Here is a 15,904-nt window from a genome sequence, read left to right as displayed (position 1 = left end):
AGGAGCTCAGTTAGAACGGACGGGGGCAATGGGGAAAATTTTATCGATTTATTTACGCGACCCAGATCAGAATTTGATTGAGATCTCGAACTACCTTTAATTCTCCATCATTGATTTTTTAACCAACAAGCATAGCCAACCCTAGCCACACAGGCTAAACTAGCTGCTCTCCACTCAATGGATTTTCACTCATGTCAAACTGGTTAGATGAAGTTAAATTTGATTCCAATGGTCTTGTCCCTGCCATTGCACAACATCATCAAACTGGTCGAGTGTTAATGGTTGCGTGGATGAATCGTGAAGCTTTGCAATTGACCGCAGAAAAAAATCAAGCGGTGTATTACTCACGTTCACGCCAAAAACTATGGCATAAAGGCGAAGAATCAGGTCATTTCCAAACGGTGCATGAAATTCGTCTGGATTGTGATGCAGATGTTATCATTCTACAAATCGAACAACATGGCGGTATTGCCTGTCATACGGGGCGTGAATCTTGCTTCTATCGCAAACTCACCCCGCAAGGCTGGGAAACCGTTGATGCACAACTGAAAGACCCCACTGCGATTTACGGCATATCTGCAAAAACAGACACTCACGATCATGTTCAAAGTGAGCAAGTCGATGTACTCGACTATTTAGGTCATTTGATGCAACAACGCAAAAAAGCAGAAGCAGATAACTCGTATATCGCAAGCCTTTATAAAAAAGGCATCAATAAGATTTTAGAAAAAGTCGGTGAAGAAAGTGTCGAAACGATCATCGCCGCTAAAGATTATGCAGTGCATGCTTCTTTGGAAAATAAACACGATCTGATTTATGAAGTGGCTGACTTATGGTTCCATAGTATCGTCATGCTCGGTTACTTCGATCTTGATCCACAAGTGGTTTTAGATGAGTTAGCACGCCGTCAAGGCCTATCAGGTTTAGTCGAAAAAGCAAACCGTAGCAAAGAGGCGTAATCCAAACCTGTGTCAAATATCGAAAAACCCAAAGCCACCTATGAGCAAGCAATTGCCATAGATAATGCTCGTTTAGGACAATCATTTAAAGTGATTGCCTACGCTGGCACAGGTAAAACCACAACCTTACAAATGATCAGTGATGCCATGCCTGAAAGGCGAGGTATGTATTTAGCATTTAACAAAGCGATTGCCACTGAAGCGCAGAGTAAATTTCATGGCAATGTCAATTGTCGTACTTTCCACTCGCTGGCATTTCGCAGTGTTCCACGTGGCATCACCGATAAATTACGCTTACCACGTTTAAGTCCAAGTTTTATCGCCAAAGAATATCGGTTAGAGCCGATTACCCTGCGGCGCTTGATGGGCGGACGCTATGAAAAATATGTATTGATGCCAAGTCGACTTGCTAGTTTGGTGGCCAATACCGTCAGTTATTTTTGCTCGACCAGCTCGCAATATCCTGCACCACGTCATATACAAGCACCAAGTTGGCTGCATCAAGATGACATCGAATCCTTACAGCAACATCTTTATCCTGCAGTTGAACGTCGCTGGCTAGAATCGATTGATCCCAATCATCAGGCCGGCATTGGGCATGATATTTATCTCAAATTGTGGGCGTTGTCAGAACCCAATATTCCAACGGATTATGTGCTGTTCGATGAAGCACAAGATGCTGATCCACTGATGCTCGGTATTTTGTTGCGACAGAAAAGCACCCAAGTGATTTATGTCGGCGATGCACATCAACAAATCTATGCGTGGCGTGGTGCAATCAATGCCATGCAGCAAATGCCACTGCCTGAAAGTCGTTTAACCACGTCCTTTCGTTTTGGTGATGCAATTGCAGATGTGGCCAATAGTTTATTGGGTGCATTGAATGAAACCGTACCACTTCTAGGCAATCCCAATGTCAAATCGAGTGTGGTGAATAAACCACATACCAAAATGCGAGATGCAATTTTATGTCGCACCAATGCCCGTGCGATGGAATTGTTACTGGCTGGTTTGGTGCATGGTGATAAAGTCGGTTTGCAAGCTGATCATCAAAAACTGAGTCGTTTTGTGGATGCAGCCAGTCTCCTCAAACAAGGCAAGCGTATCGTCGATGTTCCAGAATTGGCTTGGTTTAACTCTTGGCATGATGTGCATGAATATTGTGAAACCAATGATGGCAGTGATATCAAACCTTTGGTCAAATTGGTCGATGAACATGGTACAGATCCATTAAAAAGAGCATTGGCCAAAATTACACCGATTGAACAAGCCGATTATGTGATTTCAACCGCTCATAAAGCCAAAGGTCTAGAATGGAATCGAGTGCATATCGAAGATGATTACCAATTTAAAATAAATGGGCGAGAACATAAAATTACAGATGAGGAGTTAAGATTACTTTACGTAGCCTGCACTCGTGCTAAAGTAAGTTTAAATATCCATCATCTTTTTGACTTAATACAACAATTAAAACTAAAACGATGCGCTCCCTCAAGCCTTCAAAAATCCGCAGGTTAAAGCGCTCATGATCGAGGTAAGCTTATGCAACTTGAATCGGTTCAATTTAAACATGTTGGCATGTTTCGAGACCTTAGCATAGCCTTTCAACCTGAACGACATCCCATCACCCTCATCCTCGGCGATCAAGCCACGGGCAAAACTACCGTTTTAAAAAATATCTATCAAGCACTGTCATGGTTCTCAGCGCGGTACAAAGATATTAGAACCGCTGGTGTCGTCATCGCAGATCAAGATATTATGCTGACACGCATACAGGCCAAAATTCAGGTGCAAGTGCGTATTAGCAGTGAACTGAACAATGCATTAACAGAAAGCAGTTCTACACAACAGATCAACACTCAAAGTTGCGTCTGGAAATTATTTAAAACCTTTAACAATCAAGGTGTCGGGATCAGTCAGGTTGAGACACAACAACTTGACCAGATGGTGAGCTTGTATCAAAAGACCCATCAACAAGACCCATTATTCGGCCTACCGCTCATCGCCTACTACCCTGCCGAACGTTTTGTACAAGACATCAATCTACAAAGTAAAAATGTGCCTGGAATTTTACAAAAAATTTCGGCTTATGATCTTACTGCGATCCCTTACACGACCTTTACTCGTTTTTTTGAATGGTTCCGTGAAATTAGTGATGTCGAAAATGCACACTCAGCACATATCGTTAGACGCTTGATGGGCAATGACTTTAATCAACAAAATCAATCTGAAATATTACAAGAACTACAACAAGAACTGGTCAATCACCCTAAACAGCTTTCGGCACCCAATCTGTATGCATTGAAGAAAAGCTTAAATACCGTGTTTCCTGAACTCCATGATATTTATATTCAATACGTGCCGAAACTTCAGCTCATCGTGCGTTATCAAGACCGTTTAATCCCATTTCAACAATTGTCTGCCTCATTTAAAACATGGATAGCATTGGTTGGAGACATAAGCCGTCGATTATGTTTATTGAATCAACATTGTTTTAACCCTTGTTTAGAGGGCGAGGGCATATTATTGATTGACCAAATCGATACACAACTTGATCAAGTCATGTGCGCTGAAATTCTGGAGCGCTTGCATCAAGCTTTCCCTCGCCTACAAATCATCGTGACAGGTAATCGTGATGAGCTACTCGAGCACGCACTCCACTATCAATGTCTACGCTTAGATGCCAAAGAGATTTTTGAAATCAATCTAGAACAATCACAACAACAACTGTCTGAACTGTATAGTGAACTGTCACAGACCGAAGAAAATACCGAACTCCAAAACACCGACCTCCCTGAATCAGCAACGCTAAGCTGTAAAGTTGATGAATTATTCAATCAGATACAAGAACTTAGTCCACAAGAAAAAAATGATTTATTAGACTTGCTTAAAAACGATGATACCCCCCAAAAAAGCGCTTTATAAAAAACAAAGCCGCAATAAAATCTCACTTTTTTTAACGCCGTGATATGTGTTTTTCATGTAATAAGCCAATCTTTTTTGTTGTTTTTGTAGTAAAATAAAGCGCTTTTTATTACTAAGTTGCGCAATACAACTTACTGCTCTATTAACTTGATTGGGCTTCAAGATTTAAAGCTTTGGTATTCTCTTTGAGTGCCTGTGAGTCTTGAATAAATTTCACCTTAGGTTTTCGACCTACATCATCGACATGGATACCAGTGTGCTACCGATTATTATCCTATTACCGCTCATACTCGGCACCACCCTAATCCCACAATTGCAACGTTTCTCACGTGGCATGACGGCACTTGGGGCGATTGGCATCAGTCTGAGTTGTTTTATTTTACTATTAACTCAGGCACCGACCATTCTTCAGGGCAATGCCCTCCAACAAAGCTGGGATTGGCTACCACAACTTGGCATCAATCTCAGTTTCCGCCTTGATGCCTTAGGTCTATTATTTGGTCTACTGATTAGCGGTATCGGTACCCTGATTTATATTTATGCCTATTATTATTTAAGCCCTAAAAATTCGCTGACTAAACTCTATCAATTACTGATGTTGTTTATGGCGGCGATGCTCGGGATTTCATTTTCTAATAACTTAATTTTATTATTAGTATTTTGGGAACTCACCAGTATTTCATCATTTTTACTGGTTGGTTATTGGAGCCAATACGATGCTGCACAACGTGGCGCACGTATGGCACTCACCATTACAGGTTTAGGTGGTCTCGCTATGCTGGGTGGTTTTGTCCTACTTGGACAAATCACAGGGACATATGAGATTAATCAGCTTGTGTTGATGAAAGATGTTATCCAACAGCATGAACTTTTTGTACCTACATTATTGCTAATTTTGCTCGGTGCGTTTACCAAAAGTGCGCAGTTTCCGTTCCACTTTTGGCTTCCGAATGCCATGGCAGCACCGACTCCAGTGTCTGCCTATCTACACTCAGCCACGATGGTTAAAGCAGGGATTTTCTTGCTGGCTCGTTTAGCGCCGATCTTTATTGGTGCTGCGCTCTATCACAACATTGTGACTTTTGTTGGTCTATTTACCTTGTGTATGGCAGCAGGCTTTGCCATTTTCAAAGAAGACCTCAAAGGGTTATTGGCTTATTCAACCATCAGTCATCTAGGTTTGATCGTTTGCCTACTCGGTATCGGATCTCCGCTTGCAGTTGCAGCGGCAATTTTCCATATCATTAACCATGCAACCTTTAAAGCCGCATTGTTTATGCTCGCTGGCATTATTGACCATGAGACTGGAACACGAGATTTGCGTAAGCTCAGTGGGATTTGGCAACTGTTACCATTCACCGCCACACTGACCATGATCACAGCTGCATCAATGGCAGGTGTTCCACTTACCAATGGTTTCCTCTCTAAAGAAATGTTCTTTACTGAGTTACTGGTGAATTTATCTGGTCCTGTCATGATTATTTCCGCAATTGTGGCGACCTTAGCGGGCATCTTTGCGGTGAGTTATTCAATCCGCTTAGTTCATGGCGTGTTTTTTGATGGCGAAGTGGGTAAACAGGTTCCGCACAAAGATGCACACGAACCTCACATAGGCATGCGTATGCCTGCCATTATTTTGGCAGTCTTATGTATTTTAGTGGGTATTTTCCCAGCGCTATTGGCTGAAACATTTGTCAACAGTGTGACCCGCGCCAGTTTGGCACAGCCAGAATTTGTAGGGACTCATTTGGCCATTTGGCACGGTGTTAATGCCCCCCTGATCATGAGTCTCATCGCATTGATTGGTGGTACAATGTTTTACTTCGCGTTGGCCAAAGATGGACGTATCCGCAAAATTGACCTTGATCCACATCTTGGAAAATTTCAGGGCAAAATCTTATTCGAACTGTTCCTTAAACACTTACTACTCACTAGCCGTAAAATAAAACAACGCACTGAAAATGGCTCATTACAACACTACTTACTTTTAATTGTGCTGTTTAGCATCGTGATGGTGGCATTACCACTGTTCAATCAAGGTTTAACCACAGGCACTCGCGAACTTACACATGCACCTTGGGTTGCCATTGTTCTCTGGCTCACACTGTTCTCAGGTTGCTGGATGATGCTTTGGTTCCATCATGAACGAATTAAAGCAGTTCTGATTAGTGGTGCGGTCGGTTTGGTTGTGACCATGACCTTCGTTTCTTTATCTGCACCTGATTTAGCGCTAACGCAAATCACCGTAGATGTTGTGACCACCATTTTATTGTTAATGAGTCTGTCTTTATTACCACAACTTACGCCTTACGAATCAACGCGACCACATCGTTGGCGCGATGCCAGTCTTGCGATCGCAGGTGGCCTAGGAATTGGTTGGATCACATGGTTAATGCTGAGTCGTGACCATAACTCAATATCATGGTTCTTCATGCAGCAATCTATCCCGCTTGGTGGCGGTTCAAATGTGGTCAATGTCATTTTGGTTGACTTCCGTGGCTTTGATACCTTCGGTGAAATTGTGGTACTTGGGATTGCTGCCATTGGTGCACTCTGTTTGATGGACGGTATGCGTACACACGGTACCACCGTAACTCAAGGTTTAACGTATCGTTTTAACCCCTCCCCCTTGATGTTGCGTATTGCTGCTTCTTGGATATTACCGATCGCGCTTGTGATCAGTGTTTATATCTTCTTACGTGGACATAACTATCCTGGTGGTGGCTTTATTGCAGGTCTAGTCACCGCAATGGCACTGATCATTCAGTATATTGCCTTGGGTCAAGATCAAGCAGAAAGAATCATTAGAGCCAAATCTGGTCGCCTATATGAAGTATGGATTGGTTCTGGTTTGACCATTGCAGGCTTAACAGGCATTGGCGCATGGTTCTGGGCACGTCCATTCCTTACCAGTGCACATATCTATGTCGAGCCTCCTCTGATTGGAAAAATGCATTTAGCTTCTGCATTGCCATTTGACTTAGGAGTGTATATCACGGTCGTGGGCGCAACCATGTTGTTGATTTCGGTCTTAGGTGACTCACGTCACTCAGGTATATCCGGACCAATCCCAAGTGGAGACAAATAATATGCTTAGTATTGAATTTTTACTCGCTTCTGGAATTGGTTTGCTGATTGCGACAGGCATTTATTTAATTCTACGTGCCAGAACATTCCCTGTAGTCCTCGGACTGGTCATGATTGGCTATGCTGTGAACTTATTTTTGTTTGCGATGGGGCGAACTCAAGTCAATGCACCTGCTGTACTGACTGAAACGACTAAAGTGTCTGACCCATTACCTCAAGCATTGGTACTGACTGCGATTGTGATTGGTTTTGCAACCACCGCCTTTATCGTACAACTGGCATTGCGCAGTCGTTACGAGTCAGGCACAGATCATGTCGACTCAAAAGAAGATCCAACCTTGACTTATGACCCACGTGAGGATGAGCCATAATGTTTGATTTCTACCACTTTTGGCAGACTCATGCTCCAATTCTTAGTATTCTAATTCCAGCATTTACTAGTTTTATATTATTGATATTGGGTAATCCCGGTGCAGGGGCTTTAAAAAATGATTGGCGCCAACCTTGGCGTCGTGGGATTAGTCTTATCTCCGTCGTTTTAGGATTAGTCACTGCACTAAGCTATTTAGTCATCGCAAGCACAGGACAAATTACGGTTTATCAATTGGCTGAATGGTCTGCACCATTTGGTATCGTATTGGTTCTTGATCGTTTATCTGCATTTATGTTGGTCTTGACCTATGCACTGGCAGTACCTGTGCTTTGGTATGCCAGTAGCAATTGGGACACGCGTGGTCGCTATTTCCATGTGATGTTTCATTTCTTATTGATGGGTATTACAGGCGCCTTCTTAACAGGCGATTTATTTAACTTATTTGTATTCTTTGAAATCTTATTATTGGCTTCTTATGTCTTGCTTTTACATGGACAAGGTCGTGAACGTTTTCAGTTAGGCATACATTACGTCACCATCAACTTACTGGCCTCAGCGCTATTCCTTATCGGTTTAGGTATGATCTATGGCAGTGTTGGTAGCTTAAATATGGCGGATGTTGGTCGTCTAGTTCCAACATTGGATGGTGATCAGCATAAGCTAGCGATTGCAGGTAGTTTATTACTATTTGTGGTTTTCGGTATTAAGGCTGCAATGCTACCTGTAGGTTTTTGGCTACCTAAAACCTATGCCGTTGCCAGTACACCTGTGGCTGCGATCTTTACCATCATGACCAAAGTCGGCATCTATGCCATTCTACGCGTGAACGGCACTGTATTTGATGATGCAATGGCGCAGAATATTTTCAAAAACTGTTTAATGGTCATTGGTCTAATCACCTCAATTTATGGGGTAATTGGTGCCTTAGGCGCGGATCGTTTACGACGTTTTGTTGGCTTCATGGTGTTGTCCTCTATTGGGACATTGCTTATCACGATCGCAATGTTCAATACTCAAGCATGGGCTGCAGGTTTATATTACATCGTACACAGTACTTTAATTGCCGCTGCGTTCTACTTGTTCTGTGGTTGGATCACCTCTCAACGTGGTGTATTCAAGGATCACTTGAAAGTCGCGCCAAAGATGAAACAAGAAAAAGCGGCTGCGTTTACTTACTTTACCATTGCACTGATGATGGCAGGTCTCCCGCCATTTAGTGGCTTCTTAGGTAAAGTCTTTATATTACAGGCAACTGCAGAAAGCCCTTATCAAGGCTGGATTATTGCCATTGTTCTGATCGTAAGCTTACTTAGTATCATCGCCTTTACCCGTGTTGGTTTTATTCTGTTCTGGCGTGCCAATACCCCTGAAGAAAATCCGAAAGAAGCAAACTTTGCTTTATATCAAGCCTTACCTGAGCGTGCACCAAATCGCAATGACAAAGCGATTTATATCCTTCTCGCAGGATTAATGGCTTATGTTGTTTTTGCCTCACCTATTCAGCAATATACCGTTGCGACTGCACAGCAAATTCAAGACCATGCTCTTTACAATCAAGCTATCTTGAAAATAGATGCTCAAGGACGTGCAATTAGCGTACAACCTTTTGATCCAAACTATATTCCTGAAACCAAATATGGTGGTGAAGTTGAGGATCATAATGCTTTACTGATTCCTGATGTGATTTCTAAAACGAGCTTACAAGGTGAACATATTTCTGAATATAAGCAACGTCAAATTGCTGAACAAATTTTAGGTGCACCAACCATTCCAAATGAAGCCCAACTTAAACCAATGGAGGAACACTAATGCAGAAACTCACTTTGCTTAATCGTTGTTTTCCACATCCATTCGTATCCTTCTTGGTTTTTCTCAGTTGGTTAATGCTTGCCAATAGCATACATATCGCAAGTCTTATATTTGCTTGCTTATTAGCAGTCATTATTCCGCTTTTAGTACGACCTTTTATTGCACACACGCCTCGTATCAATTGGACTGCTGCTATAAAGCTATTTTTTGTGGTGCTGTGGGATATTGTGATTTCAAATTTTCGAGTGGCGAGAATGGTGCTTGGTCCAATCGACAATTTATGTCCAAAATGGTATCGCGTTCCATTAGACACGGAGCATGAACAGGTTAATACATTGCTCGCAATGATCATCACAACCACACCGGGTACGGTTTCAGCAGGAATTGATCAAGAACGTGGGGATATTTTGGTACATGCCTTGAGTTGTGATGATACTGAACTTGATATCCAAGAGATTAAAAAGCGTTATGAAATGCCTTTAATCAAAGTCTTTAATGTGAAGATTGCAGAAGGAGTCACCCCGACATGACCATTTTACCTTATGCACTGGGTATCGGCTTGATGGCTATTACCATTTCCATGTTTTTGTGCCTCATTCGTCTGATCATTGGGCCTTCTGTAATTGACCGCCTACTCGCGTTGGATACCCTATTTCTCAATGCGACTTGCCTTATCGTTGTATTGGGCATTTATTGGGTCAGTACCAACTTCTTTGAAGGGGCTTTATTGGTTGCAATGCTCGGTTTTGTTTCGACTGTCGCACTTGCTCGTTATTTCACAACTGGGCATGTGATTGATTAAGGAGATACATCATGCAACTGATCTTTGAGATCCTCATTTCATTCTTTTTGGTGTTCGGTGCTTTTTTCCTATTGGTTGGATCAATCGGTATGATCCGTCTACCTGATTTATTTATGCGTCTGCATGCACCGACCAAAGCAGGTACATTAGGATTAGGCAGCTTTTTGATCGCAGCAATGATCTTTGGTGCGACACAAGGGCGTTTTGGTTTTGCTGAGTTACTGATCACCCTATTCATCTTTATCACCGCACCTGTATCTGCTAACTTAATGGCACAGGCAGCTATTCATTTACGTTTACGTTCGAATAGTGGTGAAGTTCCTGAGGCTTTAAACCGTCCGCTTCCTTGGCAACGTTATAGCCGTAAAGATAAAAAAGACCAACTTTAAGTTGTTCTTTTTTATTAAAAATTTACCGAAAGCCTGACATAAAAAAGCCACCCTAAGGTGGCTTTTTAATTTATTCTTTATCTTGCTCGTGTTCAGGCAAATCCTTGACAGCTTCAGCAATCAAACCAAACATATAATTTCCATATGCATTGGTTTTATCATAATGGAAACGCAATCTTGGTGTGATACGCGTCTTGATGCGACGACTCAATTCATGACGCAAGAAACCAGAAGCCTTATTCAGCACATCTAAAGTTTCTTTATTTGCAGCTTCACTTTGATCATCACCCAGTTCACGTCCCATAACAGTGACATAAACTTCAGCATATCCCATATCTGCACTGACTTTCACGGCTGAGATGGTCACTAGACCACCCAGACGTGGATCTTTAAGCTCCTGACGGATCAGCTCAGACAACTCACGTTGTACTGAATCCGCCATGCGCTTTAAGCGTTGGCTACCCGCCATTAAAGACTCCGTTTAATCAGTTGAACATCATATACTTCGATCTTATCTTGTACTTTGATGTCTTTATAACCTTTCACCGCAAGACCACATTCCATACCTGCGCGAACTTCTTCAACCACTTCTTTATAACGACGAAGAGATTCAAGTTCACCTTGGAACACAACCACGTCATCACGTAATACGCGAATCGGTTTATTACGGTGTAACATACCTTCAAGTACCATACAGCCTGCTGCTGCACCAAATTTACTTGAGTGGAAGACTTCACGTACTTCCGCTACACCTAAGATCGTTTCACGATGTTCAGGTGCAAGCTTACCGCTCATTGCTGCTTTTACATCATCAATCAATTGATAAATGATGCTGTAGTAACGAATATCGATACCGTCTTGATCAGATTTCTGACGTGCTGTGTTGTCCGCACGTACGTTGAAACCAAGTAAGACAGCTTCTGAAGATTCAGCTAAGGTGACATCTGACTCAGTGATTGCACCGACACCAGAACCGATCACTCGAACTTTTACTTCATCAGTTGAAAGCTCATCAAGAGCAACATGTAATGCTTCTAAAGTACCGCGTACGTCAGTTTTGAGTACAACATTCACATAAGGCACATCTTTTTTGCCCATAGATGCCATGATGTTTTCAAGACGCATCGCACTCGCGCGCTCTAAACGTTTATGACGTTCACGATCAGAACGAGCATCAGCAACTTCACGTGCTTTCTTCTCATCATTCACGACAAGAACTTCATCACCCGCCATTGGCGCTTCAGGTAATCCTAAAATCTCAACTGGAATCGAAGGACCTGCTGACGTGATACGTTTACCATTTTCATCAACCATTGCACGTACACGGCCATATGATGAACCAGCGAGAACTAAATCACCGATGTTCAAGGTACCATTTTGTACAAGGATCGATGTCACTGCACCACGGCCTTTATCAACACGTGCTTCAATGACAACACCTTGAGCCGCACCGTCTGCAGAAGCTTTGAGCTCCATCAATTCAGCTTGGATCAAGATCAGGTCAAGCAACCCATCAATACCAGCACCTGAATGTGCTGAAACTTTAGCGATAGGCACATCACCGCCCCACTCTTCAGGCACGATACCTTTTGTGGTCAATTCATTTAAGACGCGATCCACATCTGCTGATTCTTTATCCATTTTGTTGATTGCAACAATAATAGGCGTACCAGCAGCACGAGCATGATCAATTGCTTCCGCAGTTTGTGGCATTACACCATCATCCGCAGCAACAACAAGTACCACGATATCAGTCGCTTTTGCACCACGTGCACGCATTGATGTAAACGCTGCATGTCCTGGGGTATCTAAGAAAGTGATAATGCCTTTCTCAGTTTCAACGTGATAAGCGCCGATATGTTGAGTAATACCACCCGCTTCACCCGCAGCCACTTTAGAGCGACGGATACGATCCAGTAATGAGGTTTTACCATGGTCAACGTGACCCATGATCGTAACTACTGGAGGACGAGTTGTTTGCTCACCACGTGCTTCTTCAGCTGCAACCAATAAATTGTCTTCTGCTTGGGTATCCGAAACGAGAACAGGATTGTGTCCCATTTCTTCAACCACAAGTACCGCTGTATCTTGTTCAATGGCTTGGTTCTGTGTAACCAACTCACCCATTTTCATGAGGGTTTTGATGACTTCACGAACTTTAACCGCCATCTTTTGAGCAAGATCAGCAACAATGATTTTCTCGCCAATCTCAACATCATAAACCTGTTTTTTCACAGGTTTTTCGAAGCCATGTTTGTTGGCTTGGCTGGTTTTTAAGCCACGTTTATGATGGCTTTTACTAAAGCTTTGTTCAGACTGAGCATCACCACCGCGACCGCCTTTCTTACCAGCACGTGGGTTTGCAGTTGCACCACCACGTTTGATTTCACGGTCTTCCTTATTAAAGGAATCTTCATACGCCTGACCAACAAGACCCGCTGCTAAAGGCGAATCATCAATCACACGAACGGTGGTCGTGGTATCATCATTTGAATATTTTGATGCCATTTTACGCATTTGTTCAAGCGTACGTTGCTGAGCTTCTTCAGCCGCTTTACGACGCACTGCTTCTTCAGTCGCTTTTAACTGAGCAGTTTGTGCTTCACGCGCTTTTTTCTGTTCAGCCGTCTCTGATGGTTTTACCACTTGAGGCGCTTTAATCACTTTGTCGCTATTGCGCTTTTTCACTACAACAGCCGTTTTTGACGGTGCTTGTGTTGCAGTGTCTGAAGTATGCGCTGCACGCATCGCTTCTAAAGTTGCATTGGCTTTTTTCTCTGCAACATCACGTGCATTTTGAACTTCTTCAGTTCGCACATTTTGTTCAGCACGTACTTTCACATTTGCTTCTACACGTGCTTTTGCTTCAGCTGCAAGCAACTCTGGGTTCGGTTTAGCAAAAACTTGTTTCTTACGAACTTCAACATTAATGCTTTTTGCTTTACCCGAAGTACTTGTAACTTTGGCAGTACTCGTTGTTTTACGTTTCAACGCAATTTTTCCTGTGTTACCACTTTCCTGACCATGAACTTTTTTCAAATGATTGACTAAAGTATCTTGCTGCTCAGTGGTAATAATATCATCTGCTTTACGCTGTGGTAGACCTGCATCACGAACCTGCTCTAGGAGTTTCTCTACAGGACGTTCTACGCTGAGCGCTAACTCTTGAATCGACTTGTCCGTCATCTATTATCTCCTAGTTAAACCATGATTCACGTGCTTTCATGATGAGTTGACCCGCTTTGTCATGACCTAAGCCTTCGATATCAGAGATATCATCCGTTGCTTGGTCTGCCAAATCATCAACAGTAATCACACCACGTGCCGCCAATGCATATGCAATCTCAGTCGTCATACCTTCCATACCGAGAAGTTCTGCACTTGGCTCTTGAATATTTTCTTGCTGTTTTAACGCATCGGTTAATGCAGCTTCTTTCGCACGACTTTGTAGCAATTCTACTAAGTCTGCATCAAGCTCGATTTCATCAAATGTCTCTGCAGGAACATAAGCAATTTCTTCTAATGAAGTGAAGCCCATTTCCACCAAAGCCATCGCTAAATCTTCTTCAATATCGAGACGTGATACAAACATATCAAGATATTGTTGAGCTTCATTTTGCTGACGAGCACGATACTCTTCTTCTAACATCATGTCGAGTTTATAACCGGTTAATTCCGATGCTAAACGAACATTTTGTCCTTGCGATCCAATCGCACGTGCCAACTGATCGCTGGTCGCGAAAATAATATCCGCACTACGTGCATCTTCATCAAGTACGATACCTGAAACATCCGCTGGCTCTAATGCGCTTGCAATATATTGCGCTGGATCATCAGACCAAACCACAACATCAATACGCTCACCATTTAACTCTTGTTGTACTGCTTGGATACGTGTACCACGCATACCAATACATGCACCTACAGGGTCAATACGATGATCATTGGTTTTCACTGCAATTTTAGCACGCACACCTGGTTGACGCGCTGCTGCTTTAATTTCAATGATTTCTTCAGAAATTTCTGGAATTTCTTTTTTCATTAAAGCCATTAGCATTTCAGGACGTGCACGAGACAATAACAATTGTGCACCACGACCTTCACGGTTGACGTTATACAAAATTGCATTGATACGTTGCTTAGGACGTAAAATTTCTTTATGAATGGTTTCTTCACGCGCCAAATACGCTTCCGCATTGTCACCAAGATCAATGATAAAGCCATCTTTCGTTTGCTTTTTCACTTCACCATAGATCAGTTCGCCAACTTTAGACTCATAAGCATCAGCAACCAATGCACGCTCAGCTTCACGAATCTTTTGCACAATCACTTGTTTTGCAATTTGCGCGGCAATACGACCAAACTCAATCGACTCAACTTCAAGTTCGCGGATATCACCAATTGACCATTTTGTTGAATCTACATCTGAAATCGCATCTTGACACGCTGGCATTTCATGATCTTCATCCGCAACTAACGTCCATTGACGGAAAGTACGGTAATCACCTGTTTTACGATCAATCTCAACGCGGAGTTGAGCTTCTTCTGAATTTGTGCCTTCGTAGAATTTTTTCTTCGTCGCGGCAACAAGTGCTTGCTCTAACGCTTCGAAGATCGCTTCACGACTAACACCTTTTTCATTACTAACCGTTTCTGCAACGGTAAGAATTTCGCGGCCCATAAGTCACCTACCGATTTCTTATAAAATTAAGTTAATATTAGTCTTGATAGATTAAATTTGCTTTATCAATATTATTACTATCAATTTCAAGCACGTGATTACCTTCTACTTCAACCTGAATTATTTCATTTTCTAGGTCTACAGAAAGTAATTTCGCCTGAAACTTACGACGGTTCTCGACAGCAGCAATTAATCGTAAAGCGACTTGCTGTCCAATATACCCAGACATTTGTGACAACTGAAAGAATGGGCGATCCCAACCAGGTGAAGAAACTTCTAGAGCATACTCACCCGAAATCGGATCATGGACATCCAGCATTGCACCCACTTGTTGTGTGACCAGCACACAATCTTGAACACCAACACCACGCCCTTGTTCTGCTTCGCCATCTTCATTTAGAAGTGGTTCCACATTCTCATCGGCCGCTTTGTCAATATAAATACGTAATAATGAACGTTTACCTTGTGGTAGGAACTCAATCCCCCACAGATCTACATCACAAGCAGCCACAGCTGGTGCGATAAGATCAAACAGTGCTTGAGATTTATTTGATAATTTCATTTACTCTCGTCGCTCTCATGCGAGCCAATCAATCTTAACCGTATAGTGAACACGATGATTTGATCTTGCGCCGTATACGGCTCATATCGACACTACACGATAGCTAAACAACCAATAAAAAAGGGCGTAATCGCCCCTATGTTACACAGAAAAGCAAAGCCCACTGTGCAAAAAGGCCCACCTATTGTGAGCCTCTTTTTAGAAACTTGGTAGCGGGAGCTGGATTTGAACCAACGACCTTCGGGTTATGAGCCCGACGAGCTACCAGACTGCTCCATCCCGCATCAACGTGCAAAATTATATACAATTATGAAGAA

The 15,904-nt window shown here is 42.6% G+C and carries 13 protein-coding genes, 1 tRNA gene and 1 pseudogene; 10 read left to right on the top strand and 5 right to left on the bottom strand.

All coding sequences use genetic code 11. The features are described 5' to 3' along the window. Positions 1–10: 10 nt before the first annotated feature. The 10 genes and pseudogenes from EXE30_RS07640 to EXE30_RS07595 form a co-directional block, all read left to right on the top strand. Positions 11–100, top strand: a pseudogene (locus tag EXE30_RS07640) (VOC family protein); the annotation flags it as partial. Between the two features lie 91 nt (positions 101–191). Next, positions 192–959 carry a bifunctional phosphoribosyl-AMP cyclohydrolase/phosphoribosyl-ATP diphosphatase HisIE gene (hisIE, locus tag EXE30_RS07635; protein WP_130161893.1) on the top strand — a complete coding sequence of 256 codons (768 nt, stop codon included), beginning with the start codon at positions 192–194 and terminating at the stop codon, positions 957–959. A gap of 9 nt (positions 960–968) precedes the next feature. Then, a complete protein-coding gene (locus EXE30_RS07630; RefSeq protein ID WP_130161892.1) occupies positions 969–2,477 on the top strand; it encodes a UvrD-helicase domain-containing protein in 1,509 nt (502 codons plus the stop codon). 24 nt (positions 2,478–2,501) lie between these two features. Beyond that, positions 2,502–3,884, top strand: a complete 1,383-nt coding sequence (locus EXE30_RS07625; protein ID WP_130161891.1) for an AAA family ATPase — start codon at positions 2,502–2,504, stop codon at positions 3,882–3,884. 244 nt (positions 3,885–4,128) lie between these two features. Continuing rightward, entirely contained in the window at positions 4,129–6,972 is a 2,844-nt protein-coding gene (locus EXE30_RS07620) for a monovalent cation/H+ antiporter subunit A (RefSeq protein WP_130161890.1), read from the top strand. Position 6,973: 1 nt separating this feature from the next. After that, the gene (locus EXE30_RS07615; protein ID WP_130161889.1) at positions 6,974–7,342 is read left to right on the top strand and encodes a Na+/H+ antiporter subunit C; all 369 of its coding nucleotides are present in this window, start codon (positions 6,974–6,976) and stop codon (positions 7,340–7,342) included. After that, entirely contained in the window at positions 7,342–9,153 is a 1,812-nt protein-coding gene (locus EXE30_RS07610) for a monovalent cation/H+ antiporter subunit D (protein ID WP_130161888.1), read from the top strand. The genes EXE30_RS07615 and EXE30_RS07610 overlap by 1 nt, the downstream gene beginning before the upstream one ends. Further along, complete coding sequence (locus EXE30_RS07605) at positions 9,153–9,683, top strand: Na+/H+ antiporter subunit E (protein WP_130161887.1); 531 nt, start codon at positions 9,153–9,155, stop codon at positions 9,681–9,683. The genes EXE30_RS07610 and EXE30_RS07605 overlap by 1 nt, the downstream gene beginning before the upstream one ends. After that, positions 9,680–9,955 carry a monovalent cation/H+ antiporter subunit F gene (locus tag EXE30_RS07600; protein ID WP_130161886.1) on the top strand — a complete coding sequence of 92 codons (276 nt, stop codon included), beginning with the start codon at positions 9,680–9,682 and terminating at the stop codon, positions 9,953–9,955. The genes EXE30_RS07605 and EXE30_RS07600 overlap by 4 nt, the downstream gene beginning before the upstream one ends. An 11-nt stretch (positions 9,956–9,966) precedes the next feature. Beyond that, entirely contained in the window at positions 9,967–10,344 is a 378-nt protein-coding gene (locus EXE30_RS07595) for a Na+/H+ antiporter subunit G (RefSeq protein ID WP_130161885.1), read from the top strand. 70 nt (positions 10,345–10,414) lie between these two features. Here the strand turns inward: EXE30_RS07595 and EXE30_RS07590 are convergent, their stop codons facing one another. The 5 genes from EXE30_RS07590 to EXE30_RS07570 form a co-directional block, all read right to left on the bottom strand. Continuing rightward, positions 10,415–10,813 carry a ribosome-binding factor A gene (locus tag EXE30_RS07590; RefSeq protein WP_130161884.1) on the bottom strand — a complete coding sequence of 133 codons (399 nt, stop codon included), beginning with the start codon at positions 10,811–10,813 and terminating at the stop codon, positions 10,415–10,417. Then, complete coding sequence (gene infB, locus EXE30_RS07585) at positions 10,813–13,530, bottom strand: translation initiation factor IF-2 (RefSeq protein WP_130161883.1); 2,718 nt, start codon at positions 13,528–13,530, stop codon at positions 10,813–10,815. The genes EXE30_RS07590 and infB overlap by 1 nt, the downstream gene beginning before the upstream one ends. A gap of 10 nt (positions 13,531–13,540) precedes the next feature. Then, on the bottom strand, positions 13,541–15,025 hold the full coding sequence (gene nusA / locus EXE30_RS07580; protein ID WP_130161882.1) for a transcription termination factor NusA: 1,485 nt from the start codon (positions 15,023–15,025) through the stop codon (positions 13,541–13,543). Between the two features lie 37 nt (positions 15,026–15,062). Then, positions 15,063–15,587 carry a ribosome maturation factor RimP gene (gene rimP / locus EXE30_RS07575; RefSeq protein ID WP_130161881.1) on the bottom strand — a complete coding sequence of 175 codons (525 nt, stop codon included), beginning with the start codon at positions 15,585–15,587 and terminating at the stop codon, positions 15,063–15,065. 207 nt (positions 15,588–15,794) lie between these two features. Next, a tRNA-Met gene (locus EXE30_RS07570) sits at positions 15,795–15,871 on the bottom strand. Positions 15,872–15,904: the final 33 nt, after the last annotated feature.

The sequence above is a fragment of the Acinetobacter halotolerans genome (assembly GCF_004208515.1).
Classification (GTDB): domain Bacteria; phylum Pseudomonadota; class Gammaproteobacteria; order Pseudomonadales; family Moraxellaceae; genus Acinetobacter; species Acinetobacter halotolerans.
The sequence above is the reverse complement of the archived record's forward strand: the minus strand, read 5'-3'. Positions and strand labels throughout refer to the sequence as shown.

Coding starts and splice junctions, on each gene's coding strand:
- EXE30_RS07625 (WP_130161891.1), top strand. CDS start 2,502: ATGCAACTTGAATCGGTTCAATTTAAACATGTTGGCATGTTTCGAGAC.
- EXE30_RS07605 (WP_130161887.1), top strand. CDS start 9,153: ATGCAGAAACTCACTTTGCTTAATCGTTGTTTTCCACATCCATTCGTA.
- EXE30_RS07615 (WP_130161889.1), top strand. CDS start 6,974: ATGCTTAGTATTGAATTTTTACTCGCTTCTGGAATTGGTTTGCTGATT.
- EXE30_RS07600 (WP_130161886.1), top strand. CDS start 9,680: ATGACCATTTTACCTTATGCACTGGGTATCGGCTTGATGGCTATTACC.
- infB (WP_130161883.1), bottom strand. CDS start 13,530: ATGACGGACAAGTCGATTCAAGAGTTAGCGCTCAGCGTAGAACGTCCT.
- EXE30_RS07610 (WP_130161888.1), top strand. CDS start 7,342: ATGTTTGATTTCTACCACTTTTGGCAGACTCATGCTCCAATTCTTAGT.
- EXE30_RS07595 (WP_130161885.1), top strand. CDS start 9,967: ATGCAACTGATCTTTGAGATCCTCATTTCATTCTTTTTGGTGTTCGGT.
- rimP (WP_130161881.1), bottom strand. CDS start 15,587: ATGAAATTATCAAATAAATCTCAAGCACTGTTTGATCTTATCGCACCA.
- EXE30_RS07620 (WP_130161890.1), top strand. CDS start 4,129: ATGGATACCAGTGTGCTACCGATTATTATCCTATTACCGCTCATACTC.
- EXE30_RS07590 (WP_130161884.1), bottom strand. CDS start 10,813: ATGGCGGGTAGCCAACGCTTAAAGCGCATGGCGGATTCAGTACAACGT.
- nusA (WP_130161882.1), bottom strand. CDS start 15,025: ATGGGCCGCGAAATTCTTACCGTTGCAGAAACGGTTAGTAATGAAAAA.
- hisIE (WP_130161893.1), top strand. CDS start 192: ATGTCAAACTGGTTAGATGAAGTTAAATTTGATTCCAATGGTCTTGTC.